The 23,621-nt window shown below is 43.8% G+C and carries 23 protein-coding genes; 10 read left to right on the top strand and 13 right to left on the bottom strand.

The annotated features are described in order from the left end of the window. Positions 1 to 58: 58 nt before the first annotated feature. Positions 59 to 994 carry an MBL fold metallo-hydrolase gene (locus NT178_16235; GenBank protein MCX5814071.1) on the bottom strand — a complete coding sequence of 312 codons (936 nt, stop codon included), beginning with the start codon at positions 992 to 994 and terminating at the stop codon, positions 59 to 61. Between the two features lie 325 nt (positions 995 to 1,319). Between NT178_16235 and NT178_16230 the strand changes: the two genes are divergently transcribed. The 4 genes from NT178_16230 to NT178_16215 all read left to right on the top strand — a co-directional run bounded on the left by NT178_16230 (position 1,320) and on the right by NT178_16215 (position 5,754). After that, on the top strand, positions 1,320 to 2,477 hold the full coding sequence (locus NT178_16230) for an acyl-CoA dehydrogenase family protein (GenBank protein ID MCX5814070.1): 1,158 nt from the start codon (positions 1,320 to 1,322) through the stop codon (positions 2,475 to 2,477). Further along, positions 2,420 to 2,716 carry an acetyl-CoA carboxylase biotin carboxyl carrier protein subunit gene (locus NT178_16225; protein MCX5814069.1) on the top strand — a complete coding sequence of 99 codons (297 nt, stop codon included), beginning with the start codon at positions 2,420 to 2,422 and terminating at the stop codon, positions 2,714 to 2,716. Before NT178_16230 ends, NT178_16225 begins: the two co-directional genes overlap by 58 nt. 16 nt (positions 2,717 to 2,732) lie before the next feature. Next, positions 2,733 to 3,509, top strand: a complete 777-nt coding sequence (locus NT178_16220; protein ID MCX5814068.1) for an acyl-CoA dehydratase activase — start codon at positions 2,733 to 2,735, stop codon at positions 3,507 to 3,509. A 67-nt stretch (positions 3,510 to 3,576) separates the two neighbouring features. After that, on the top strand, positions 3,577 to 5,754 hold the full coding sequence (locus NT178_16215) for a Tex family protein (GenBank protein ID MCX5814067.1): 2,178 nt from the start codon (positions 3,577 to 3,579) through the stop codon (positions 5,752 to 5,754). An 8-nt stretch (positions 5,755 to 5,762) separates the two neighbouring features. On the opposite strand, the gene NT178_16210 is transcribed toward NT178_16215, so the two are convergent. After that, positions 5,763 to 6,101 (bottom strand): YajD family HNH nuclease, encoded by a 339-nt coding sequence (locus NT178_16210; protein MCX5814066.1) that lies wholly within the window; start codon positions 6,099 to 6,101, stop codon positions 5,763 to 5,765. A gap of 166 nt (positions 6,102 to 6,267) precedes the next feature. Here NT178_16210 and NT178_16205 point away from each other — a divergent pair, with 166 nt between their 5' ends. Then, positions 6,268 to 7,275, top strand: coding sequence for a metallophosphoesterase (locus NT178_16205; protein MCX5814065.1), 1,008 nt, complete (start codon positions 6,268 to 6,270; stop codon positions 7,273 to 7,275). A gap of 61 nt (positions 7,276 to 7,336) precedes the next feature. On the opposite strand, the gene NT178_16200 is transcribed toward NT178_16205, so the two are convergent. Beyond that, positions 7,337 to 8,638 (bottom strand): 4-hydroxybutyrate--acetyl-CoA CoA transferase, encoded by a 1,302-nt coding sequence (locus NT178_16200; GenBank protein MCX5814064.1) that lies wholly within the window; start codon positions 8,636 to 8,638, stop codon positions 7,337 to 7,339. Positions 8,639 to 8,915: 277 nt separating this feature from the next. On the opposite strand from NT178_16200, the gene NT178_16195 reads away from it, so the two are divergent. After that, the gene (locus NT178_16195) at positions 8,916 to 10,010 is read left to right on the top strand and encodes a PAS domain S-box protein (GenBank protein ID MCX5814063.1); all 1,095 of its coding nucleotides are present in this window, start codon (positions 8,916 to 8,918) and stop codon (positions 10,008 to 10,010) included. Between the two features lie 182 nt (positions 10,011 to 10,192). Here NT178_16195 and NT178_16190 read toward each other — a convergent pair whose 3' ends face one another. Further along, on the bottom strand, positions 10,193 to 11,155 hold the full coding sequence (locus tag NT178_16190) for a chemotaxis protein (GenBank protein MCX5814062.1): 963 nt from the start codon (positions 11,153 to 11,155) through the stop codon (positions 10,193 to 10,195). Positions 11,156 to 11,460: 305 nt separating this feature from the next. On the opposite strand from NT178_16190, the gene NT178_16185 reads away from it, so the two are divergent. Continuing rightward, positions 11,461 to 11,769 (top strand): hypothetical protein, encoded by a 309-nt coding sequence (locus tag NT178_16185; GenBank protein MCX5814061.1) that lies wholly within the window; start codon positions 11,461 to 11,463, stop codon positions 11,767 to 11,769. Between the two features lie 228 nt (positions 11,770 to 11,997). Next, entirely contained in the window at positions 11,998 to 13,560 is a 1,563-nt protein-coding gene (locus NT178_16180) for an AAA family ATPase (protein MCX5814060.1), read from the top strand. A 434-nt stretch (positions 13,561 to 13,994) separates the two neighbouring features. Here the strand turns inward: NT178_16180 and NT178_16175 are convergent, their stop codons facing one another. The 4 genes from NT178_16175 to NT178_16160 form a co-directional block, all read right to left on the bottom strand. After that, on the bottom strand, positions 13,995 to 15,740 hold the full coding sequence (locus NT178_16175; GenBank protein ID MCX5814059.1) for an amidohydrolase: 1,746 nt from the start codon (positions 15,738 to 15,740) through the stop codon (positions 13,995 to 13,997). A 125-nt stretch (positions 15,741 to 15,865) separates the two neighbouring features. Further along, entirely contained in the window at positions 15,866 to 16,231 is a 366-nt protein-coding gene (locus NT178_16170) for a type II toxin-antitoxin system VapC family toxin (GenBank protein ID MCX5814058.1), read from the bottom strand. 1 nt (position 16,232) lies between these two features. After that, positions 16,233 to 16,430: a type II toxin-antitoxin system VapB family antitoxin gene (locus NT178_16165; protein ID MCX5814057.1), complete on the bottom strand. Its 198-nt coding sequence runs from the start codon at positions 16,428 to 16,430 to the stop codon at positions 16,233 to 16,235. Positions 16,431 to 16,827: 397 nt separating this feature from the next. Further along, complete coding sequence (locus tag NT178_16160) at positions 16,828 to 18,210, bottom strand: aldehyde dehydrogenase (GenBank protein MCX5814056.1); 1,383 nt, start codon at positions 18,208 to 18,210, stop codon at positions 16,828 to 16,830. Positions 18,211 to 18,339: 129 nt separating this feature from the next. Between NT178_16160 and NT178_16155 the strand changes: the two genes are divergently transcribed. Together NT178_16155 and NT178_16150 are read left to right on the top strand one after the other, a co-directional pair. After that, on the top strand, positions 18,340 to 18,969 hold the full coding sequence (locus tag NT178_16155) for a TetR/AcrR family transcriptional regulator (protein MCX5814055.1): 630 nt from the start codon (positions 18,340 to 18,342) through the stop codon (positions 18,967 to 18,969). A gap of 517 nt (positions 18,970 to 19,486) precedes the next feature. Continuing rightward, the gene (locus tag NT178_16150) at positions 19,487 to 20,365 is read left to right on the top strand and encodes a PfkB family carbohydrate kinase (protein ID MCX5814054.1); all 879 of its coding nucleotides are present in this window, start codon (positions 19,487 to 19,489) and stop codon (positions 20,363 to 20,365) included. 22 nt (positions 20,366 to 20,387) lie between these two features. Here the strand turns inward: NT178_16150 and NT178_16145 are convergent, their stop codons facing one another. The 5 genes from NT178_16145 to NT178_16125 form a co-directional block, all read right to left on the bottom strand. Further along, positions 20,388 to 21,524, bottom strand: a complete 1,137-nt coding sequence (locus NT178_16145) for an acyltransferase family protein (GenBank protein MCX5814053.1) — start codon at positions 21,522 to 21,524, stop codon at positions 20,388 to 20,390. A gap of 33 nt (positions 21,525 to 21,557) precedes the next feature. After that, positions 21,558 to 22,214: a class I SAM-dependent methyltransferase gene (locus tag NT178_16140; protein MCX5814052.1), complete on the bottom strand. Its 657-nt coding sequence runs from the start codon at positions 22,212 to 22,214 to the stop codon at positions 21,558 to 21,560. 117 nt (positions 22,215 to 22,331) lie between these two features. Then, positions 22,332 to 22,667 (bottom strand): type II toxin-antitoxin system PemK/MazF family toxin, encoded by a 336-nt coding sequence (locus NT178_16135; GenBank protein MCX5814051.1) that lies wholly within the window; start codon positions 22,665 to 22,667, stop codon positions 22,332 to 22,334. Then, on the bottom strand, positions 22,652 to 22,894 hold the full coding sequence (locus NT178_16130; GenBank protein MCX5814050.1) for a ribbon-helix-helix domain-containing protein: 243 nt from the start codon (positions 22,892 to 22,894) through the stop codon (positions 22,652 to 22,654). Before NT178_16130 ends, NT178_16135 begins: the two co-directional genes overlap by 16 nt. A 160-nt stretch (positions 22,895 to 23,054) precedes the next feature. After that, positions 23,055 to 23,375 carry a zinc ribbon domain-containing protein gene (locus tag NT178_16125; GenBank protein ID MCX5814049.1) on the bottom strand — a complete coding sequence of 107 codons (321 nt, stop codon included), beginning with the start codon at positions 23,373 to 23,375 and terminating at the stop codon, positions 23,055 to 23,057. Positions 23,376 to 23,621 lie beyond the last annotated feature (246 nt).

Raw genomic sequence — 23,621 nt, 5'->3', positions numbered from 1 at the left:
TTCGACAATTCTATTTGTAATTATAGATAGCTCAGCTTTACAATATAAAGATACCCGTTCACGATAAATTGTCGCCGTGTCTTTTTGCCTCAAGCCGTTCAGCCAAATGGGCCACCCTTTTCCTGAGATTAAGCATATATGCCCCCTCCGGTTGCTTGGGTCCGGGATTCAGGTCATACTCCTGAGCTTTAATCAAGGAGACTACCCGTTCAACTGAACCATCTTCCAATCGTAGAAAATCTTCCACAGTCTCTCTGAATTTTTCTGCTGAAATAATAGACTTTTCAAAATGTTTCTTTACATCGCTGCCGGTAAAAACAAAATGGTGTCCCTGACATAATACATCTACTTCCAACTCGGCAAGCCGCCTTAGAGATGTGATGTAAGCATCGTAATCAACCAGAAATTCGGTAACTATAGCGCCGGTATGGCTCATACAGCCGGCAGTTTCTGTTGCTATAAGAAATTTTTTCTCAGGTATATAATAGCTTAACATATCTCTTGTATGCCCGGGACTTGCAAAAACATGGACAGATAAACCGTTTTTAAAATCAATGATCTGTCCGTCTTCAAGCAACGTATCCACATGAAAAGGCTCAAATTGATCTCTAACAAGTATATCATTATTTACATCATCCATATTTTCAATTAATTTAATTACATTTTCGCTTAAGTTAACCATTAATGCCTGTGCATTAGGTCTTTGAATTATCTCTGAGGCTCTTCCGGAAGCACCTATTTTCAAGCCCTCAAATACCTTTTTCAGATACGATGCTGCTCCGCAATGATCATAATGAACATGTGTTATAAAAAGCATTTCTGGTTTTCTTTCGTGCAATATTTCTATTATATCTTTTTCATAGTGCCTACCCATACAGCAAAAACCGGCTTCAAAAATAACCGGGTGTTCAGAAACTAAGAGGTAAACCGGTGACCAGGGAAAACCTGTAACATATAAATTATCCTTAACCAAACCCGTTTTATTAAAAATCAAAGCTTCCCTCTGAATTGTTTAATCGTTAATTATATATAAGCCTGCCGGCCTCTGCAATATTTTTCAAATAATCTGAATGTCGACAAGGAAAAATACTTTAATGAACTACCCCGTAGCAGAGCTTCGAGGAATCTATTGATTGAAACATTCCGTTTGTTGCTCTTGCTCAGCCAGAGGAGTCAGGCAACAGGCACTGAACAGTTAACCTTTTATAATTAACCGTAAACACCCACCTATTTTGAAAAAATAAGCTTGACATGAAAAATGCGCTTTGCTAATATAGTTTGTTAATTGTTTCACATTCTTATCGAAAGGAGAGAAAAATATGGAATTTAAGTTTTCTGATGAGCTCGAATCAATGCGTAAAATGGCTTATGATTTCGCTGTAAAAAATATTAAACCTACTATGGAAGAAGATGAAAAGGAGCATAAATATCGTCCTGAAATGCTGAAAAAAATGGGCGACCAGGGCATGTTTGCCTGTATTGCCCCTGAACAGTACGGCGGACTCGGACTTGAGGAAGGCCATATGGCAGCAACCCTCATGGCAATGGAATTTGCAAGAGTAAGTCCTTCTTGGGGACTTCCCTTCAACCTTCAGATGAATGGTCCTCAGAATGCACTAATAAAATTTGCAAGCGATGAATTAAAAGAGCAGTACTTGCCGGGACTGATTGCAGGGACAAACGGTAGCTGCTTTGCTATTACAGAGCCGAACTCCGGATCTGACGTGGCCAGCATGAAAACAACTGCAAAAGAAGTTGATGATGGTTTTATTCTCAATGGTACAAAAACATGGATATCCGGAGTACCCTATTGTGGTTCCGGTATTGTCTATGCTATGACCGACACAGCAGCAAAACACAAAGGTATGTCCGCATTCTTTGTTGATTTCAATACCCCCGGCGTCACCCAGAGGGCTATTACAACAAAACTCGGCCTTCACTGTGCACCTACCGGTGAGATTTTCTTTGAAGAAGCAAAGATACCGAAAAGCGCCCTTGTAGGAAAACTTGGTCAGGGATTTAATATTTGTATGACCATGCTTAACTTCACACGTTTAAGTTCAGCAGCCAGGGCAGTCGGCGTATCACAGGCATGTATCGATGAAGCCTGCAAATACTCCAATGAGAGAGAGCAGTTTGGTCAGGCGATAGGCCAGTTCCAGATGATTCAGGAGCAGATTGGCAGGATGTCTGTCGAACACGACGCTGCAAAATTGCTTGTCTACAGAGCAGCATGGCAGAAGGACCAGGGAATGAACAACACCCTTGAAACCTCCATGGCAAAATATTATGCTGCTGAGTCTGCAAATTTCTGCGCCTCAGAAGCAGTAAAAATATTCGGTTCCTACGGTTTCTCTTCAGAATATCCTGTCGAGAGATACTTAAGAGATGCAAAGTCTTATCAGATAGTTGAAGGCACATCAAATGTTCAGAAAATGATAATCGCTCAGTTTGCTTTGGGTTACAGAAAGAGTTAACAACAAAATTTAAGGAGGCTAAAATGGCTACAGAAGTAACTGTTCCAATGGTTGGAAAAATCGTAAATGTTATTGTAAATGTTGGAGATAAGGTTGCCGAAGATGACCAGATTGCAACTCTTGAAGCAATGAAGATGGAAATGCCTATCGTAGCGCCGGTAGGAGGCGTTATAAAAGAAATAATGGTATCCGCAGGCCAAGACGTAGAAGCAGACGCCATTCTTGCCATTATTGAGTAAGGAAAGGTAATAATACATGTTAGTTGCTGGAATTGATATAGGCTCTATCACAACAGAAGCACTCCTTTTTGATAAGGACAAAGGTATTCTTTACTATGAGATAGCACAGACTGGTGCTGATTCTAAAAAGTCTGCAGAAAATGCCCTTGAGAAAGTGCTTGCCTATCAGTCGAAACAGTCTTCTGACATATCATATGTTGTTGCTACGGGCTGCGGTAGAAAAAGGGCCATGTTTGCACAACAGTCTATCACAGAGATAACTTGTATTGCAAAAGGCGTAAATTACCTTTTCCCGGACGCAAGGACAATCATAGACATTGGCGGGCAGGATACAAAGGTGATAAGGATTGACCAAAAGGGACGTGTTGTAGAATTCGAGATGAATGATAAATGTGCGGCAGGTACAGGCAGGTTCGTCGAGGTAATGGCAAAGGCATTAGATGTTGATCTTAATAAAATAGGTGATATATCACTGCAACACAAAAAGGAATTGGCAATCAGCAGTATATGCACTGTTTTCGCAGAATCAGAGGTTATTTCTCTTGTAAGTGAAGGGGAAGAAATAGAAGACATATTGTACGGGATTCACAGGGCAATAGCCGACAGGACAATAGGCTTGATCAACAGATTGGGCGGTGCTAAAGAAGAGGTAATAATGACAGGAGGTGTTGCAAAAAACATCGGCGTTGTTAAGGCTCTTGAAAATGCTTTAGGCACAAGTTTGAGAATTCATTCAGAGCCTCAAATAGTCGGCGCTCTTGGTGCTGCCATACTGGCATCTGAAAAAGTATAGAAAATAATTCCTGAAACCAAAAGAGCCGGCACATGTGCCGGCTCTTTTTTTGTCGGACGAGGAAATAATGAATGAAACCCATATTGAGCGAATTGCCCTTGAACTCCATCTGATACCAGGGCAAGTAAAGTCGGTATCCCTGCTTCTTAAAGAGGGAGCAACAATTCCCTTTATTGCCCGTTATCGAAAAGAAGCTACAAATTCACTTGATGAAGTGGCGATTACAGCAATCCGGGATCGTCTTGAACAACTGGCTGAACTGGACAACCGAAGAGACGCCATTTTTCGTTCTCTCGAAGAGAGAGGGCTTTTAAATGATGAATTGAAAGAAAAGCTCAATAAAGCCGAAACTATGACCATTCTGGAGGATATCTATCTCCCCTTCCGTCCAAAACGTAGAACACGTGCTGCCATTGCAAGGGAAAAGGGGCTTGAACCATTAGCACAGCGTCTTTTTGCACAGGATGGTATCGACCCGGTAAACTCAGACCCATTCGAAGAGGCAAAAGCATTTATAAATCCTGAAAAAGAAGTACATTCATCAGACGATGCCCTTTCGGGGGCGCGGGATATCATGGCGGAGTGGATCAGCGAAGACGCTGAGGCACGCGCCGGAATAAGAGGGTTTTTCCTTCAGAAGTCTGTATTCAAATCAAAAGTCTTACCTGATAAAGAGGAGGAAGGAGCCAAGTACAGGGATTATTACGACTGGGAAGAACCTGTCAATACCGCCCCTTCTCATCGGATCCTCGCAATGAGACGGGGAGAAAAGGAAGGTGCTCTGACGCTCCGCGTTGTTCCACCCGAGCAAGAGGCTATTGCCATTATTGAAACCTTATTCATCAAAAGAAACGACCCGGGATCAAACCAGGTAAAACAGTCTCTTGAAGACAGTTGCAGGCGGCTCCTCTTTCCCTCTATAGAGACGGAGGTCCGTGTTATCACAAAAGACCGGGCAGATGAAGATGCAATCCGGGTCTTTGCGGAAAACCTTCGACAGCTTCTTCTTGCTCCACCGCTGGGAAGGAAGAATGTCCTTGCTATAGACCCAGGCTTCCGAACAGGCTGCAAAGTGGTATGCCTCGATAGCCAGGGAAAGCTGCTTCAAACCAATACGATCTTCCCTCATCAATCAGAGAAAGAGGCTACCAGGGCAGGTGAGACGGTGATTGAACTCTGCAGAAATTTTAGTGTAGAAGCAATTGCCATAGGAAATGGAACAGCAGGAAGAGAAACAGAGACCTTCTTGAAAAGGCTCAAACTGCCAGGGGAAATTCCTGTGATAATAGTAAACGAGAGCGGCGCCTCCGTCTATTCTGCATCTGAAACAGCACGGGAGGAATTTCCCGATTATGATATCACGGTGAGAGGCGCTGCTTCAATCGGCAGACGACTCATGGACCCACTTGCGGAACTGGTGAAGATCGATCCCAAGTCAATCGGGGTCGGACAATATCAGCATGACGTAGATCAGCGCGCCCTGAAAAGAGGTCTCGATGACGTGGTCACAAGTTGCGTGAATGCTGTGGGGGTTGAGGTTAACACATCAAGCAAACAGCTTCTTACGTACGTCTCCGGCTTGGGGCCGGGACTTGCAAAGGCCATTGTGGGATACCGGGATGAACATGGACCCTTTGGATCAAGAAAAGAGTTGAAAAAGGTGCCGCGCCTGGGCCCAAAAGCATTTGAGCAGGCCGCAGGATTCTTAAGAATAAACGGGGCAAAAAACCCCTTGGACGAAAGTGCTGTCCATCCGGAAAGCTACCCGATTGTCGAAGCAATGGCACAGGACATAAAAAGTTCTGTCAAGGACCTGATACGGAACGAAACGCTGAGAAAACAGATAGATGTAAATCGATATCTTACCGATACAGTGGGGCTCCCCACACTCAACGACATTCTGAATGAGCTTGCCAAACCCGGACGGGACCCGCGTGATCAGTTTGAGGCATTTGCCTTTACAGAGGGAATTGAAAAGATTGAAGATGTTAAACCGGGCATGAGGCTCCCCGGGATTGTTACCAACATCACTGCCTTCGGCGCCTTTGTAGATATAGGCGTGCATCAGGAAGGTCTGGTACATATCAGCCAGCTTTCAAATCGCTTTGTTAAAAACCCTAACGAGGCAGTAAAGGTCCACCAGCAGGTGATAGTCACAGTTCTTGATGTGGATATCGGACGAAAACGTATTTCTCTCTCTATGAAAGATAATCCCTTGCAGACCCCACAAAAACATAAAAGATAAATTTATTGCTATTTATTCTCACTGAGATAATCAGCGAGTAGACCCCTGCTGTGTTCATCGTCATGGCAATAAACACAGAGATTTTCCCAGTTTGAGCCGTCCGGAGGGTTATTCCTGGAATTGCCATCCCTATGATGTACGGTCAGGAGATGTCTGTCTTTATCGCCAAACTCTCTTGCGCACTTTGCGCAGATAAGACCATGAATTCTCAGTGACTGTTCTCTATAGTCGTTTCGCGGGGTAATGCTTTGTTTTATTTCATTCAGAATCTCGTCAGCAGTCTTGCTGTTCTCTACTTTTTTGAACCCTGATTTTTTCCTGATTGTGTATCCCTTATTTCTCATCATTGCACTCCCTTCCAGAATAATATTTCGACATATAGTATAACACATGTTGTATTAAAATTCGGGCATATTCGAAAACAGCACTCAGGAAACTCCAGGACGTTTTATTCTTGACAATTACCCGGCCTTTTATAATTCTAATAGAGTAACAAATTTGAGGAGGATAGAAATGGATACCCCATCATCAAATTCACCTTCCCCTACAATAGTCTTGGACGATTTTCCAAAACCTGAACCCCTATTTCCCGAACAAAGGTTTATTAACCGGAGACAAATATGGGCCAACAATCGTTTTCGAATGGAAATGGATAATTTGAAAACCAGACGGTATGGAAACAGGGGACGCCATCACTGGTATCAGTTACTCATTATGATGAAAACCCTCGGATTCGTATTGCGTCTTGTAAACCTGTATCAAAAAGGGGTACGTAATGCGGAAAATATTATACTAAGGGAGATGCCCCTGTACTTCACAAATTTACCGCAAGCATTTGAAGGATTCACGATTCTTCATCTCTCTGACCTTCATTTGGATGGAACAAACGGTATAGAAGATCGAATTATTAATGTTCTGGAAAATAGAACCGTAGATTTATGCGTATTGACAGGAGATTACCGAACAAAATTACATGGACTCCACAAACATATTATCAAAAGCCTCGAATATCTGGTCGGACACATCAATAGCAAACATGGATTCATTGGGATTCTCGGTAATCATGACGGGTGCCATATGCTCAATCCTATGGAACAAATCGGCATTACCATGCTGGTCAATTCAGCCTGTTTTATTCATCAGGGTAATGATAAAATCAGAATAATCGGCACCGACGATGTTCACTATTATTACACTGATCAGGCATTACATGCGCTGGAACACGCAGATAACGAGTTTTCCATCGCCCTGGTCCATTCCCCTGAACTCTATGATGTTGCTGCTGAAATGGGTGTATGTTTATACCTGTGCGGTCATACCCATGCCGGTCAGGTATGTTTACCTGGCGGGAAGCCGCTTATTACCCACCTGAACCGAGGTCGGAGGTATTACCGAGGACATTGGAAATACCTTGATATGCAGGGTATAACTCATGCCGGGGTTGGAACTTCAGGTATTCCGGTCCGATTCAATACCCAAGGTGAAGCGCTGATTTATCATTTACATAGACAGCAAGCATAATAAAATATCCCCGACTTGTAGGTCTTGCCATATAACATAAATATGGCAAGATAATTCATTCTCACAAAAGATACATATCCTCTGCACGGCGCAGGAGTTGTTCACGGTATTTAGGATGCGCCAAACCGATGATTGCCAGTGCCCTATCCCTTGTGGATTTACCTTTTAGATTGGCAACACCGAATTCCGTTACCAGATAATGGGTATCCATACGAGGGGTAGTAACCATAGCACCTGAATCGAAACGGTCGACAACCCGTGATATTTCACCATTGCTTGCGGTAGAGTAAAAAGCAAGAATTGATTTTCCTTCCTTCGAATCAAAGGCGCCCCTTACAAAATCCAGTTGCCCGCCTGTACCACTATATTGATAGCCGGATAAAAATTCTGCGTTGCACTGTCCCAAAAGATCAACCTGAAGAACAGAGTTAATTGAAATCATACGGTCATTTTGCGCTATCACTGAGGGATGGTTGGTATAAGAACAGGGATAGCTGACCATTGCGGGATTATCGTTCATAAACTCGAGCATCCCCTGGTCACCCTGCGCCACAGTATAGACATGCTTCCTGGGATGTAAGGTTTTCTTTTCACCGGTGATAACTCCTTTCTTAATAAGAAAAACCATGCCGGGGCCAAAGACCTCGGTATGGATACCGAGTTTACTGTGATGTTCGAGGTGCCTTGCCACAGCGTTTGGCAGGCTGCCTATGCCTAACTGCAGGGCAGCACCTTCAGGAACTATTTCTGCTATCATCCGACCAATGATCTCGTCTTCAGGCCTTGCTTCAGCACGTGGAAAATCAGGGATGGGCTCGTCGTTTTCTATGACTGCATCCACTTCAGAAATGTGCAGAAGGGAATCCCCAAAGACTCTCGGCATATGGCGATTTACCTCAACAATCAATGCCCTTGCTGCCCTTGCAGCCGTAGACGTAAAATCGTTGGCTGTTCCAAATGAAAAATACCCTGCCTTATCCATGGGCGACACCATGGTCACACATACATCAACCCCTATAAACTCTTTTAAAAGCCTTGGAATCTGATGGAGATGATTCGGTATATAATAGCTGAGTCCGGTCCTTACCATTCCCCTTGCGCCTGCGCTCACAAAACCGCTGTATGCCTCGACACAGTCAACAAGATCAGGCACAAGAAGCGTCGTACAGGCATGAGCTAAGGGCAGTACGGAAAATATCCTGATCCGCTTGAGGTCTCCCGCCCTTATGCGGGAAGCCGTTGCTCTAAGCAGGGCAGGCGGTTCAGCCATAGTAAGCCCGTGAACAAGCATATCCTCGTCTTTTATTAGCCTTACAGCTTTTTCAGGGGTAGTAAGCTTTTTCTTATATAAGCTGCTGTACATTCTTTTCCTCCTTCTTTCATTATCTGACTTGTGAAGACAAACGATGACACAAGTTTCCTGTTTTTATTCAGCAAATCCGATATTTCACCGCTTCTATCCTTTCATATTCCTCCCGATTTTGCAAGCAAGATATGAAATCTAATTTCATCCCTCAAAAAAACAATTGTTGCCATATTAATAATTTGTATTAAAATATATATAAGGTCCTTAAGATAAACTTCTGTTAAAAAACAGGGTCATCATAGTACCGGTCTTAAAAAAAGAAGGAATTAAAAAAATGGACCCCTTGTTGTGGTCACAAAGTCTGAGCAGTACACTGTTTGAGATTGTCAAGACGGGGATTATCCTGACCGACAATCAGGGACGTATTCGCTTTACCAATAATTTGGCAGTAGAACTACTCGGCTATCCGAAAGATTCTTTGAATGGTCAGTTGATAGATATATTATTTCTTCCTGACGATACCCAGTTTTACCTCCCGAATATTATAAAATTGATCCGGGAAGGCAAAAACTTTGAAGGAGAGGCTCTTCTACGCAGGAATGACAATGGCACCTTTTTTGTTAACCTTTCTACAGCATTATATAGAGAAGATTCCCCGGGATATGAGTTCATGGTCTTTACCTTTCAGGATATTACCCATCTAAAAAGTATGGAAAAAGAATCCCTCAGCTCTGAAAGATTTGCCGGACTCGGATTGATGACCGATCAAATTTCACATCAGATTAGAAACCCCATAGTTTCTATTGGAGGGTTTGCCTTACGTTTGGCCAAAGATCAGATATCTCATGAGGAATTTGCCCATTATACTGAAATCATTCACAATGAAGCAAAACGCCTTGAATATATAATCGACCGATTGGTGGAATTTTCTCAGGTACATCAAATCCATTATTCTACCATTACACTCTCCGAAATCTTTGATGGAATCAAACATGTTTTTAAACTTGAAATTGAAGAAAATCCGTTGAAAATCAGTTTTCCTGACCCGAATACTTTATCTGTAAAACCTCTGTTCGGTGATCTCCTTCTTATAGTCCGGGCTGTTCAGTGCATAGTGCAGAACGGTCTGGAGACCATCTCTAACAACGGCAGGCTGACAATAACCGGTAGTGTTACCGGGGATCAGTCGTTGATAAGAGTTAAAGATAACGGAGATGGAATCCTGCCTGAAAATCTTCCCTTCATCTTTGATCCTTTTTTTACTACAAAATTTAACTGCCTGGGTCTGGGACTTACCCTGGCCAAAAGAATCATTCAGGAGCATAAAGGCCGTCTTGAGGTTGACATTTTGCCGGATAATGGAACTGAAGTTCGCATCATATTGCCACAAGAGCGCAGAAGGGCTGTAAGAACAAGGCTTCTCCAATAATCAATTATTTGGGACATCAGTTTATATATACATAAAACCTCTCCCATTTTTCATTTAGTTAAATTTGTAAAAAATGTTTCGAATCAATGTGGTTTAGTGTTGTATAATTAATTTAGTATTATCATAAAAACAGTGGATTGCCACAGGTTTGCACACAATTCAAGCAGGACGGGGCAATCTCTTCAGATCGCCCTCTTTCTTTCCTCAACAAGTTTTTTTATGTGCCCTATCAGTTTAAGGTCCGGCTTCGCAAATTGCCCATCCGCGCCTACAGCCTCCCCTTTATGTATAAGCTTTTCAGTTATCAATGAAGAAAAAAGCACAACGGGCAGCGATTTCAGCTCAGGGTCTTCCTTGATTTTCTTACAAAGATGATATCCATCCATACCGGGCATCTCAATATCCGACAGCACCGCTTCAACAATATCAGTGAGACTGCAACCCTTTTCATGAGAAAGTTTTTTTGCATCTGCAAGGTATGCCCATGCTTCATCACCGTTTATTGCAGACTGAACAGTGAACTGTCCGACCTCTTCCAGACGCTTTTTAACAGTATTGCGAATAACACTGGAATCATCAGCATGTAATATTTTTATCGGCTGATCCGGAACATCAAGGAGCGCTTCCTGCGATTCCGGTGACGAAGCCGATATAGCCAGTTCAGGGTTTAAATCAGCAATAGTTTTTTCAAGGTCAAGAAGAAAGACAATCCTGTCTTCCAGATGGATCACTCCGGTAATGGAATCGCTCAATCCCTCAAGATATGAGTCTAATGGTTTTATATCAGCCCAGGTTAAACGATGAATTCTTGTAACTCCTGAGACAAGAAAAGCCGTAACAACATTATTAAATTCTGTAATGAGTATATTGGCCGGTTTATTTTCTGTTCTCTGTCTTCCCAGCCATATTGCAAGATCAACAAGAATAATAATTTTATCACGGTGATTAAACATGCCAACAGCACATGTATTTGCAATATTCGGCGGCTTTATGATATTTTTTGGTATTGGTATGATTTCAAGAACTTTTGCTACATTTACTCCGTAAAAACCGCGGTAACCGCTCTCTTCATCAATATACAACTCCAGAACTTCTACTTCGTTTGTACCTGATTCAAGCAGTATGTTGGACATATTTGTTCCCATGGTGCCCCCTGTGTATTTATTAATGTGATTATCGTCAATATATTGCTGAAACTTAAAGCATTATGAAAATAATAAAAAATATTCGTAAAATATTTACATATCTGCTGCCAAAAAAGTATCTATAAACTATCAACTCATTGCATCCGATAGATGATCTCGAAAAACACTGAATCCTAATCTGAAAGATCGCATGAATAAAAATCATCATCAGTAATGCAGGTTGCTTGTAATAGCATAGTTATTTGACTTTTCATTAATTTGTCAAATATACTAATAAGGTTTATTTATCATTATAAGGAGGCTTTATGGGATTATATAGAAAGGTGTATGATTTTGCGGCAAAAGTCGGGTCGCTGGAAGGTTATGTTTATGCCAGTGATAAGGACGGCATCGGACCTTTAACTCCCTGGGTGGATCATGCTGTAAGAGATTATAATGCCCTGCCGCCTGAAGTAAAACAGGAATTTCAGGATCTATGCGACGGTACGGTTGGCCGTGCGATACAATCGCTTTTACCTTATTTCGGCGAGGATCATGAGATCATCAAAAAGTTAAAGGGGCTCGTCATTAATAAGATGCCTTCATCTCCCGATGATTTTACCCGAAAGAAATAAAATGTTCCAAAAACCATTTGCTGGGTATCTCCAGACCAGTGGAAAAAACACCATTCTTTATACATATAATCCCTCTTATAAAAAAGGTGGGTTATAGCACCCCGCAGCATTATCGCCACAGGGTGCCCGCATTACTGGTGCTGTTTTTGAATGCAACATGCTATCAATAAAAGACTTGCGGCCAGGCATAGGTTGTACTATGCTTTTTTAGCGTAATAAATCAATTAAATGAAAAAACAGCCTATAGACATCAATCCCGAGTTCCGTAAAGCCCTTGATATTATGGAGAATTCGAGTCGTCATTTGTTCATCACTGGAAAAGCTGGCACAGGAAAATCAACACTTCTTGACTATTTCCGGCAAACCACCGATAAAGAAGTCGCTGTACTTGCACCTACCGGTGTTGCTGCACTGAACATACAGGGGCAGACTATCCACTCCTTTTTCGGTTTCAAGCCAGGCATAACACCTGAAAAGATAAAAAAGGTCGGGGGTCAGGAGGGAGGTGTTTACAAAGCATTTGATACGATCATCATTGACGAGGTCTCAATGGTTCGGGCCGATATTCTCGATTGTATCGAAAAATTTCTGCGCCTCAACGGACCGTACCGGAAGCAATGGTTCGGCGGCATTCAGATGATCTTTATCGGCGACCTTTACCAGCTTCCACCCGTTGTAACCACGGCCGAAAAAGAGATATTCACCCATAGGTACGAGACGCCGTATTTCTTCTCGGCGCAGGTATTTAAAGAACAGACCTTCGACATGGAGTTTATCGAACTGGAGAAGGTTTACCGTCAGACTGAAGCTGATTTTATAGCGCTCCTTAATTCCATCCGCAACAGATCCTGCACCGATGAGGACATGGAAAGGTTGAACCAGAATCATCGACCTGATTTTGTACCGCCTGATGACGGGTTTTACATCACGCTGACAAGCACCAATGAACTTGCAACGGTGCGAAACCTGGAAAAACTTGAAGCACTCTCAGGGTCTGCGGTGCACTATGATGGTCTTCTCAACGGGGCCTTCGAACGCTCTTCGCTTCCTGCCGAAGAGACCTTGAAACTGAAGCCGGGGGCACAAGTTATGCTGGTCAACAATGACAAATATGGACGTTGGGTAAACGGGACTTTGGGCAGGGTGTCAGACATAGAAAGAGAGGGCAGCGAAGGCAACTGCGTCCTTGTAAAGCTCCAGAGTGGCGGAACTGTTGAAGTCTCCCCGCATACATGGGAGCTCTTCGAATATCAGTACGATAGAGCAACGAAACGGATTTCAACCAGAAAAACGGCTGCCTTTACCCAGTATCCCATCCGTCTTGCCTGGGCCGTTACCATCCACAAAAGCCAGGGGAAAACCTTTGACAAAGTCGTCATAGACATCGGCCGCGGCACATTCGCACACGGCCAGGTCTATGTGGCATTAAGCCGATGTACAAGCTTTGCCGGTATTGTTCTCACTAAAAAGATCACAAAAGCTCATATCCGCATGGATTGGCGCATAGTTCAGTTTCTCACACGATTCCAGTACAGAAAGGCTGACGAAAAAGTGAGCTATAACGAGAGGCGCAGGATAATAGATGACGCCATAAAACGGGGGATGGGCCTTGAGATCCTTTATTTGAAGCCCGATGACACAAAGTCTCTCCGTACAATACGTCCCATATCGATTGATAATATGGAATTTAAAGGAAAGAACTTTGAGGGTCTCAGGGCTTACTGCCATCTCCGCAAAAAAGAACGCGCTTTCAGGATTGACCGCATTCTGGAAATAACACTTTGTATCTGATGCCATATTGACCTAATTTGCACATCTTTGTTAACTCCTCCTTACACTCCGAGACCTTTGCGAAACTCTAAAAATTCCGTATTAAGCCTGCCCCGGAGTGCGGGTACCCGCGGGAGTTCCTCGTTGCCCTGGTACCCTCTGGGTGCTATCTATGAATCAGAATTAATATGAATCTTTTATAGCTCTATAAAAAGACTTATTTACCCACCGGCAGCATTTGCCTGGTTCTCATATTTCTGTTTCTGCATTATTTGCCTTATATCATCTGCTTTTTTCTTTACCTCTTCGGGATTACGGATACCCAATTTTGCAAATATCCGGAAGATGCCATCACTACCTCCGGCTATCAGCAACGCCGCATGGCTGACCCTTCTATTGCTACTTTTATTTTCTTAAGATGTCCCTTTGATCCCCCCTCCCTCAGGGTCTGTCCTTTATTTTTTAGCTCTCCAGATCTCTTCTCCGTTTACATATGTTGCCAGAACCTTGATCTTTGACAATTTTTCAAGATCCACTTTTCTCGGGTTATCGCTCAAAATAATCATATCCGCATATTTACCCGGTTCAATGCTTCCAACTTCTTTTTCCATGAACAATTGATAAGCGGCGTTAATAGTATAACCTCGGATTGCATCGTCAATGGATATACGTTCTTCAGGCCCTAAAACTTTTCCGCTGACTGTTTTTCGGGTTGTTACTGTCTGTAGCGTTTCCAATGGCTTGTTGGGCGATGTCGGACCGTCAAAATGAAAGGCAAAATTGGCCCCATATTTTTTTGCTGAAGCAACGGGGCACCAGCGTTGTCCCCTCTTGTCGCCGACAAGGGTTGGAATGACGTCTCCCCAATATTTTACATGAGCCATGAGGAATGTCAGTTGAGCACCCAGTTTTTTGGCCCGCTCGATTTGATCGTCACGGATCATCGGAACATGTGCCAACCGGATTCGGTGATTGTCCCATGGATATTGTATGAGTCCTTTCTCAATTGCATCCAGCGCCATCTGGATAGCTTGATCGCCCTCAACATGAATTTCGGCCGAGCGCTTGCTTTTGAGAATGTCGTCGATGAATGTTTGCAGTTCTTCCTGGCTTACATATGGTTTTTGCATATATCCGGCAGGGGTATCCATAATCTTAACGGTTGTATTGTTGACGAGATACGGCTGTGTCATGGTTATTGTTCCGGTCCAGGGGCTTCCGTCAACAAACAATTTTCCACCATTGACCTTTATCATTGCGTCACCTTCAAAAGGTTTCCACTTTTGATAATCAACGGCATATCCACGGACACGTATTGTTTTAAATTTTTCGGCTGTTAACTGGTAAATTGCCATCGCTTCTTCTAATAATACATCGTCGCTAATGGTTGTAACTCCGTCACTGGCGTTTACCAGCCAACCATTATATATAGCTTCTGCTGCTTTCTGCGGATTGTCGATCTTACTTTTTAAAAAGGGGGCAATCACTATTCCAACCGGTCCACCCTGATCAATTCTGCCGTCTAATTCACCATCCTTATCATGTCCAAAAGATCCACCCATCGAGCCGCCCGGGTCAGGAGTGTTTTTGTTGATTCCGGCCAGCTCAAGTGCCCTGGTATTGGCAAAAGCAACATGAACACTATTGCCCCATATGAAAATAGGATTGTTAGGTGATAACACATCAAGTTCCTTTCTGGTTGGATTCTTCAGCCCCTTCTGTAAAAGAGGATCCCAGCCAAAAAAGACCAGATATTCATCAGGCTTGGCTTTGGCAATGGTCTTTCTGACCGTATCCATGATCTCTACGCCATCGGTATGACCAGTCGCAGGTCGGATATCAACTGTGTAGTTTTCAACTATCATTTTAAGGACTGGATGTGAATGGGTTTCCACAAACCCCGGCATCAGGGTTTTACTTTTCAGATTAATAAATTTTGTGTTCCGGGTTCTATGTTTCAAAACTTCTTTATTTGTTCCAACGGCAATGATTTTTCCGTCTTTTATCGCTATTGCCTGTGCTTCGGACATATTTTCATCGACGGTAAGAATGGTTCCGTTAAAGAAGATTTTAAGCCCGCTCTCTGTAGTCTTCTTGGGTCCAACTGGAAGGGAATTGTCCGCACTCTGCGCCCATGCAGCATTCAACAGTATCAACGCCCACATTGCTACTAAAACAATTCTGTATTGCATCTTCTTCATTTTTTTCCTCCTTTTTCCGGTTATAAGTCCTACCTTTATTCTATTGAGCTCTTGTCGCCCAACATACAACTCAGCGAGAGGTCGCTTTATCTTGAGATGTCCCCTTGGTCTCCCTTGTTATCTCTTCAAGCGGCCGAATAACCTATATTCAGCTTTTCACTGATCTTAGCAAGACTCTTGTCCAGAGTCCATATTGGGACCCCCGACAACACTGCCGAGGCAGACAAGTGTATATCCGCATAGCCTAACCCCTTTCCCATAAGGCTATTGGTCTCTATGAAATGCAAGGCTTCTTCGTTCTCTACTTGGACTGCCATAGGGAGCAACTGAAGAAGAGAGAGTATTGATGTTCTATTTTTGATATTTCCACAGGCAAGTTCGCCCACAATAAAAGGATGACACATCACGTCTCCGTTGTTCAGCAATGCTATGAGCTCCTTATTCCCTGCCCGTAGGTGCGAGACCCATACTGAAGTGTCCACGAGAACCATATTATTCCTCTGCGGGTCTTCTGCGCGGTATGTTTTTCAACTGTCTCTCTGTGCCGCCAAGCTTTGCAAGTCTCTTACTGCTTTCCCTCGCAATCAAAGCCTCCAGTCCAAGCTTCACCAGGGTGGTTTTCTCCTTTATACCGGTCAGCCTTGATGCGCTGTCTATCAATGCGTCTTCGATATTTAATGTTGTTCTCATATACGATCACCTCAAAAGTAATATGCATTAGTATGCATCCTTCATATGCATCCTGTCAATAATATTTTGAGGTAACATGGCCATCAACCACCTGCGTCGCAGGTTGGCTGCATCAGCTTGAGTTGGGCAATTTCTTCTTTGTTGTTTGTTCCGCGTCTATGATCTCTCTATTTTTCAAAGCTATTTATTCTCTTAAAAAAATCCCCTTGGTCCTATCTAAGAGGCAGTCTTTTTCGGGCATTTCCAAATTCTCCGAAACTGTTGCGGAGAATCAGCAAAACAAGGACCGGCTTCGGTTTACAAGGGTTGAAGAGCTTTCTATCCTGGCCCCTTCATTTCCCTGCCTATATAGGCTTTGGGGAGGTTTCAGTATATTTTTAGCAATGGTTTCTATTTTTTAATAAAGGAATTTTAGCACTTTCTTTAGATACTTGAGCGGGGTTCTGTAGGGCGGGTATTTCATTTGAGGATCAGCGAAGAAGGATCGCTTGAGCACGGCCTTCTTGTGTGATAAGACATCGAAACTTGCTTTTCCGTGGTACTCACCCATGCCGCTTTCACCTACACCGCCGAAGGGCAGACATACATTCTGAATATGAGCCATGGTGTCATTGATGCTCACGCCTCCACTTGAAAGTTCGCTAAGAATTCTTTTTTGATATTGCTTGTTCCGCGAGAAAAAATACAAAGCTAATGGCTTGGATTTTCTTTGAAGCAATTCAATGACCTCTGTGATGTCCTCGTAATCGAGGACCGGCAGGAGGGGACCGAATATTTCCTCCGACATGATGTTGTTGTTCCAGGAAACTTTCTCAATAACCGTTGGCGCGATATAGCGGGCTGTCGAATCTGTAGCACCTCCTACAACAATCTCCCCTTCCTTCAATAGCGCCGACAGGCGTACAAAATGTTGTTGGTTGATAATCCGCGCATAATCGGGGCTTTGAAAAGGCTCGTTGCCGTAGAATCTCTCGATCGTCAGTCTTATGGCATCTATCAGTTTTTCCTTGACTGCCTTATGCACCAGAAGATAGTCAGGGGCCAGACATGTTTGTCCGGCATTAAAGTACTTTCCCCATACGATTCTGCGGGCCGTCTTTTCCACGTCCACATCTTTATCGACGATGCAGGGATTTTTTCCGCCAAGCTCAAGTACAACAGGTGTCAGATATTTAGCCGCAGCTTCCATGACGATTTTTCCAATGCGAGAACTGCCGGTGAAGAAGATACAATCGAAGTGCTGAGAGAGAAGCTGATGTGTCAGGTCAACCCCTCCTTCGATAACGGTAACGTAAGATGGATCAAAAGAGGCGCCTATCATCTCTGCCATGGCTCTTGAAGTAAAAGACGATATCTCCGACGGCTTGAGCACCGCACAATTGCCGGCCGCCATGGCGCCAACCAGGGGGATCATTGCAAGCTGAAAAGGATAATTCCAGGGGGCTATGATAAGAACGCTGCCGTAGGGCTCGCGGTAAATGGCGCTCGAGCCGGGGTACAGAATACGGGGCGTCCGGACCCTCTCAGGCTTGCTCCACGACCTCAGATGTTTTAACGCAAGATCGATCTCATGAAGTACCGGGGCTATTTCGCTCGTATACGCCTCCGCCTCCGGTTTCTGCAGGTCCTTATTTAGTGCCTCCAGAATCCTCGCTTCGTGATCTATGATGATCCTCTTGAGAACATGAAGTTGTTCAAGACGGAATTCGACGTTCCTTACGGATCGGGAGTAAAAGAACTCTCGTTGTCTATCTGCTATGCCTAATTCGGGCTTATTCATGGCGCCTCCTTTTTTTGTTTTATTATTTAATCTTGACACTGTCAACATTAAATATAAAGATATATACTTATCTTGCCATTGTCAAGTTCATTTTGTATAATAATATAAAAAAATGGAGAAAAGATACCTATGGAAGGAAAAATCAGGAAAAGCACTCCCTATCACCACGGCGACCTGAGAAACGCCCTGATAAGACACACGCTTTCAATCATGGAAGCAGAAGGAATCGAAGGATTGACACTAAGAAAGGCGGCTCGTAGTGCCGGCGTAAGCCATACGGCGCCTGCCCATCATTTCGGAGATCTGAGAGGACTATTGGCAGCGGTGGCAGAAGAGGGATTTCGGCTGATGGTTGTGCAGATGGAAGAAGCCATCGGAAGCTCGTCCAATCACCCCCTGGAGAGGCTGAAGGCTGTCGGACTGGCCTATGTCGAGTTTGCGCTTCGGCACCCTGCATTTTTCAGGGTCATGTACCACCCTATGCTCGCTATGAAGAGCGCCTATCCCGGGCTCAAACAGGTGAGCCTTAAAGCGCTCGACCTGTTGACTGACCTTGTGAGAGAATGTCAGGATATGGACCTGATCGTTGCAGGAGACGCTCGGGAGTTGGGTCTTTTTGCCTGGTCCACGGTGCACGGTCTCGCAACCTTACACATGAATGGGCAGATCGAAGGCAAAGGGCTGGGTGAGAATATTATGGAGCATGCCCAGAAGGTGACAGCCCTAATCTACTCAGGTCTGCGCAAACACACAGCCTGATATCCTGCCTTCCCAACAAATATTTGCAGCAACAGTTGCTGCAACCATTAATATTCACGTAAAGGCAATATGGAGGCTGTTCTACACAATTCAGCTTCTTGAGAGAAAACGAATGGGGTCAAATCTTTATTCTTGACATTGAGGAATTCATAAACAATTAGAATGACACCCGGGCAATGTCCGGAAGAAAATTCAAATGCATTATCTCTCGCAGAGTACGTAGAGAACGGTAGATATATCTGGAAGAGAAGGGGGACTTCCTAAAAATTTCAATAACTCTTCCATTACCTATAACTGCAACTCCTTTTTTTCCGCTATCTTTTTCCTCTATCTTCTTCCGCTATCTTTTTCCTCTATCTTCTTCCGCTATCTTCTTCCGTTATCTTCTTCCCCCTCATTACCGCATAACTGATGGCCGAGAGCACCGTCTATTCTCTTTACTGTATACGAAAAAAGTGGTATACATTGGTCAGTGTATCAGCCAGTCCGCCGGCAACTACAATCTGAAAGGTTAAAGATGAATCATTACGATATTGTATTTATTGGTCACATGGCTACGGGTACAATTGTTCCTTTCGAAGGGCCCCCTTTTGTCGTACCGGGCAGTCCGGTACTCTTTGCTGCAATAGCATCTTCCTGTCTGGGAAAAAAGATTGCCGCCGTGACACAAATCTCCGAGAGCGAAAAATACCTCCTGGAACCGCTGAAAACTGCCGGTATTGATCTGTTCGTACAGCCCGGAGAGGTTGCTAAATACCGTATCGTTTTCCAGACCGCAAATGTCGATGAAAGGCAGGCCTTTATTATAAAGGGCGGAGGAAATTTTGTTATTAACGACATACCTCCTTTTGAACCGTGCCTGATGCACCTTTGCTGTATGGGTCCCCACGAGTTTCAAATGGACTTGATGCGGCTACTGAAAGCAAACGGATTCCTTTTGTCAGTGGATATGCAGGGCTTCGTGCTCCAGGCTGACAATAAGACAGGAGCCGTCTACCTTAAAGATGTGCCGGAGAAAAAAGAAATCCTGAGTATGGCACATTTCGTAAAACTTGATGCTGTGGAGGCGCAAATTCTGACGGGTACCGATGTTCTGCAGGATCAGGCGGATATACTGGAAGACTGGGGAAGTTCCGAGACTATAATAACTTCTTCAGAGGGGGTGCTGGCTCGGAGCAAGGGGGAAAACACATTCGCTAAGTTTACCAACAGGAGTACCCTGGGCAGGATGGGTCGCGGTGACACTGTTATGGGATCGTACCTGGCGCGCCGGCTGGACCATTCTGTTGAAGACTCGCTTCAGTTCGCCGCAGCGCTCGCATCAATCAAGATGGAGTCCGCCGGTCCATTCATTGGTTCACTGGATGATGTTATTGAGAAAATGGACAGATCCTAAAAATAAATAAATCTATCACCAATTATAAAATTTTTTTTATTCCAGGGATGAGCCGTACAAGGAGCGATACAAGGAAAGATCCTGGTATGGACAGAACCGATACAATCATAAAAAGAGTGAAAGCTCCTGCCTTTACAGGATCAAATGCAAACTGGAGCGCGACCACTACCGGTACATGGAAGATGTACGCCCCGAATGCGTTATCCGCGAGAATTTGCATAAAACGTCCTGTCCGATTAAATAAAGTCTTGAAAAGAGCAAGAAGTCCGATGCAGACCCCTACGCAGAGAAGTGCTTCCCTGTATTCCCACAGGAAGAAAGCAGTTTGGCGACCTGTGGTATATAGTTGTACTATAGTGATAACGTAGATACCTACGCCGGGCAAAAGCCAGAACATATTGCGTGGCGTGGTGATGGAATCTAAAAAAGACCATCTGTAGACAAGAATACCCAAAATGAAAAGTGACAGATACTGTGGAATGTGTGCCGGCTCCATCTGTATGAATCCGAGAAATCCGATCCATCTATTTATGGGAAAACCCCACGTTGTCCGCATGAGATGCGTGACAACCCCCAGGGCTAAAATATAGAGAATGATCGCGTATAGTCGCACGTGACGGGTAGCGGAAATCGATAGGGATGGTGCAAGTTTTTGCAACACTGTTCTAATAGCGGCATAGAGGATTGAGTAGACAAGCAGATGTTCTACAAACCACAAATGCCCAAAGTTGCGAGTACTTTGAATGACTGCTGTAGTCGGGGCGAAGTTTAACCAGTGTTGGATGTAGAAATCCTGGAAACTGATGCAGTTTGTGTATTTAAGATATTTCACAAATTCCATAACGGGGATCATGAAAAGAGCTGCAAAGATCAGCGGAATCCCGAAGCGCATAAGTTTGTCAATAATAAATTTACGGGCTCCATGGCGGTCGAATGATACCGGGTAGAAATACCCTGAAATAAAGAAGAAAAGCCCCATGAAAAATGACGCATTGAATAGAAAGAGAAGCCCCAAGGGTTTTGCTCGTTCACCCGGGTATGAATAAAACCAGATTCCACCCGTCGACCCATATGCCTGTCCGACGTGATGCATGATAACCAGAATTATCAGGAAAACCTTGAGATTGTCGAGATAGTAAAGTCGTTCTTTATTAATCATTTGTAATTTTTTTGAAAATCACATTTTAACATTTTAAGAGTGTCCCCAAGGTTCCCCTGATCGCTTCCGACCCATCATGATGAATACTGAAAACCGCCTCATTTCTCCATTGATATTCGGTTTCACCACTTCTGCGGCACTCACATTCCGAACACCATCAAACCCCGCTTTCGTGAAAACCTTATGCAGAGTTGCCCGATCAAATCCGAAATGAAATACGCCGGTTTTGTCTTCATGAAATTGACCATCATCCAAGTCCAAATCAGCAATACACAGATAACCACCAGGGGCCGTGACTTTATAAAATTGAGCGAAAAGAGGTTCTATTTCCTTTATATGGTGAAGGGTCATATTGCTTAAAACAAGGTCATAATTCCCTGTCAGAACATCGCCCTTGTCAAGATCGATAAGTACAGCGCCAACCTTGTTCAGCTTCAGTTTAGCGATCTTCATATTCAATATATCGAGCATCCCCTGCGAACTGTCGACACCGGTGATAGAACGGACAAGGGGCTGTAGTTGGATGGTCAATAATCCTGTGCCACAACCAAAGTCCATAACATCCATATCGGGCGTCAATACAATCTGCTTTGATATGGCATTGGCAATATCTTTCGTCAACTTGACCCTTGCAGGATTCTCATCCCAGGAGGCAGCCTCTTTATCAAAATCCCGTTTTGCAATGTTCATAATATGACGTTCCTCAATTGCATCATCTTTCCCCCCTTTTATATTATTACGTCTCTGATCACATAACACAAAATTCAGCGAGAGGCCTGATTCAGGCTGATTAGCTGAAATGCCTTGTTACGCAATGATTTCATTCAGTCCCTCAATGATTTGGGTCAACTCCTCCCGGGATATTTTACCGATCAGTTTTCCAATCCTTTCAACAGAGAGTGTCCGGATTTGACTGATCTTAGCCCATGACCGCTTCGGCAAGCCTATGGTTTTAAGTTCAAGCGTTAACGGAAACCCGGCCTTTTGAGGTTGGCTCGTAATTGCCACAGCTATGACTGTACCTGAGCGGTCGTTAAAAACGTCATGACTCAAGATCAGGACAGGACGCAATCCTGACTGCTCACGACCTCTTGTGGGGTTAAGGTCTGCCCACCGAATCTCTCCCCTCAGTATTGCGGCCATTGATTCACATCCTCAGCCAGACCTTCCTCAGCCATTGCCTTTTCAAAGGCAGGATCGAGTTTGGCACACTCCATTGTCAGTCGGCTGTGTTTCATACGCAGCAGTTTTTCACTCACAGCTTCTTGAATCGCCTGACTCCGGTTTTGAAAAACATGTTCATTGACAAGCCTGTCCAGTTCGCCAACAAATTCCTCATCCAGTGTGATCGCTATCTTTCCTTTGCCCATCATTTCCTCCTGTAGTATTACATTATATCATACTTAAGCAGAGCGGGCAATTATTTTGCTCTGTCGTTAATAAGCGTAACGTCCTGAATCAGGATTTTGGCGCGTTAGCGACAAATATCCTGGATTCACTTGTTATGGCTATAAATCATTCTATGATTTTTCAATGAACTAACCTGTAATACTCTTTGAGCGTATCAAGGGATTTCAGGGTTGCTTGGAATAAGAGCCAGCTAAGAACAAGAATTACTATTGTAAGTCCGATTTTCCAGGCCCTCGTTGTTTGCGGACGCCACCAAATCAACGGCAACGCGAGGGGTCCGACACAACAAACTGCAAAAACAATAAAGGATGTGCGGAAATACCATTGAATCTTCTTTCCCGACAAGGATGACCGGTCGGCCTCATCCAGAAACTCGCCACAATGCTTACATTTATTGGCTTCGTCTTGAATCTCTTCAGCACAGAATGGGCATTTCTTCATTTTTCTCCTTTATGCAGAACACGGGCATCAGCCAGAGGTTTTGGATGCGCTGCACGCACTCGTTGGAACTATTTTTTGCCTTTATTCATATCTTAACTTTCAATAAGAGGAGAACCCACCATTTTCAAGAACCTTCTTTTATTTTGCTTTCCTGTACTCCAATAAAGACATTATTCAAAAGGTTTCCAAGATTGTATTCACAGTGAATAAATATATTACTTAATTGTTCAAACCAAAGCCTGTATT

The sequence above is a fragment of the Pseudomonadota bacterium genome, assembly GCA_026388255.1.
Lineage (GTDB): Bacteria > Desulfobacterota > Syntrophorhabdia > Syntrophorhabdales > Syntrophorhabdaceae > JAPLKB01.
Note: the sequence above shows the minus strand (reverse complement) of the source record. Positions and strands in the feature narration are given on the sequence as shown.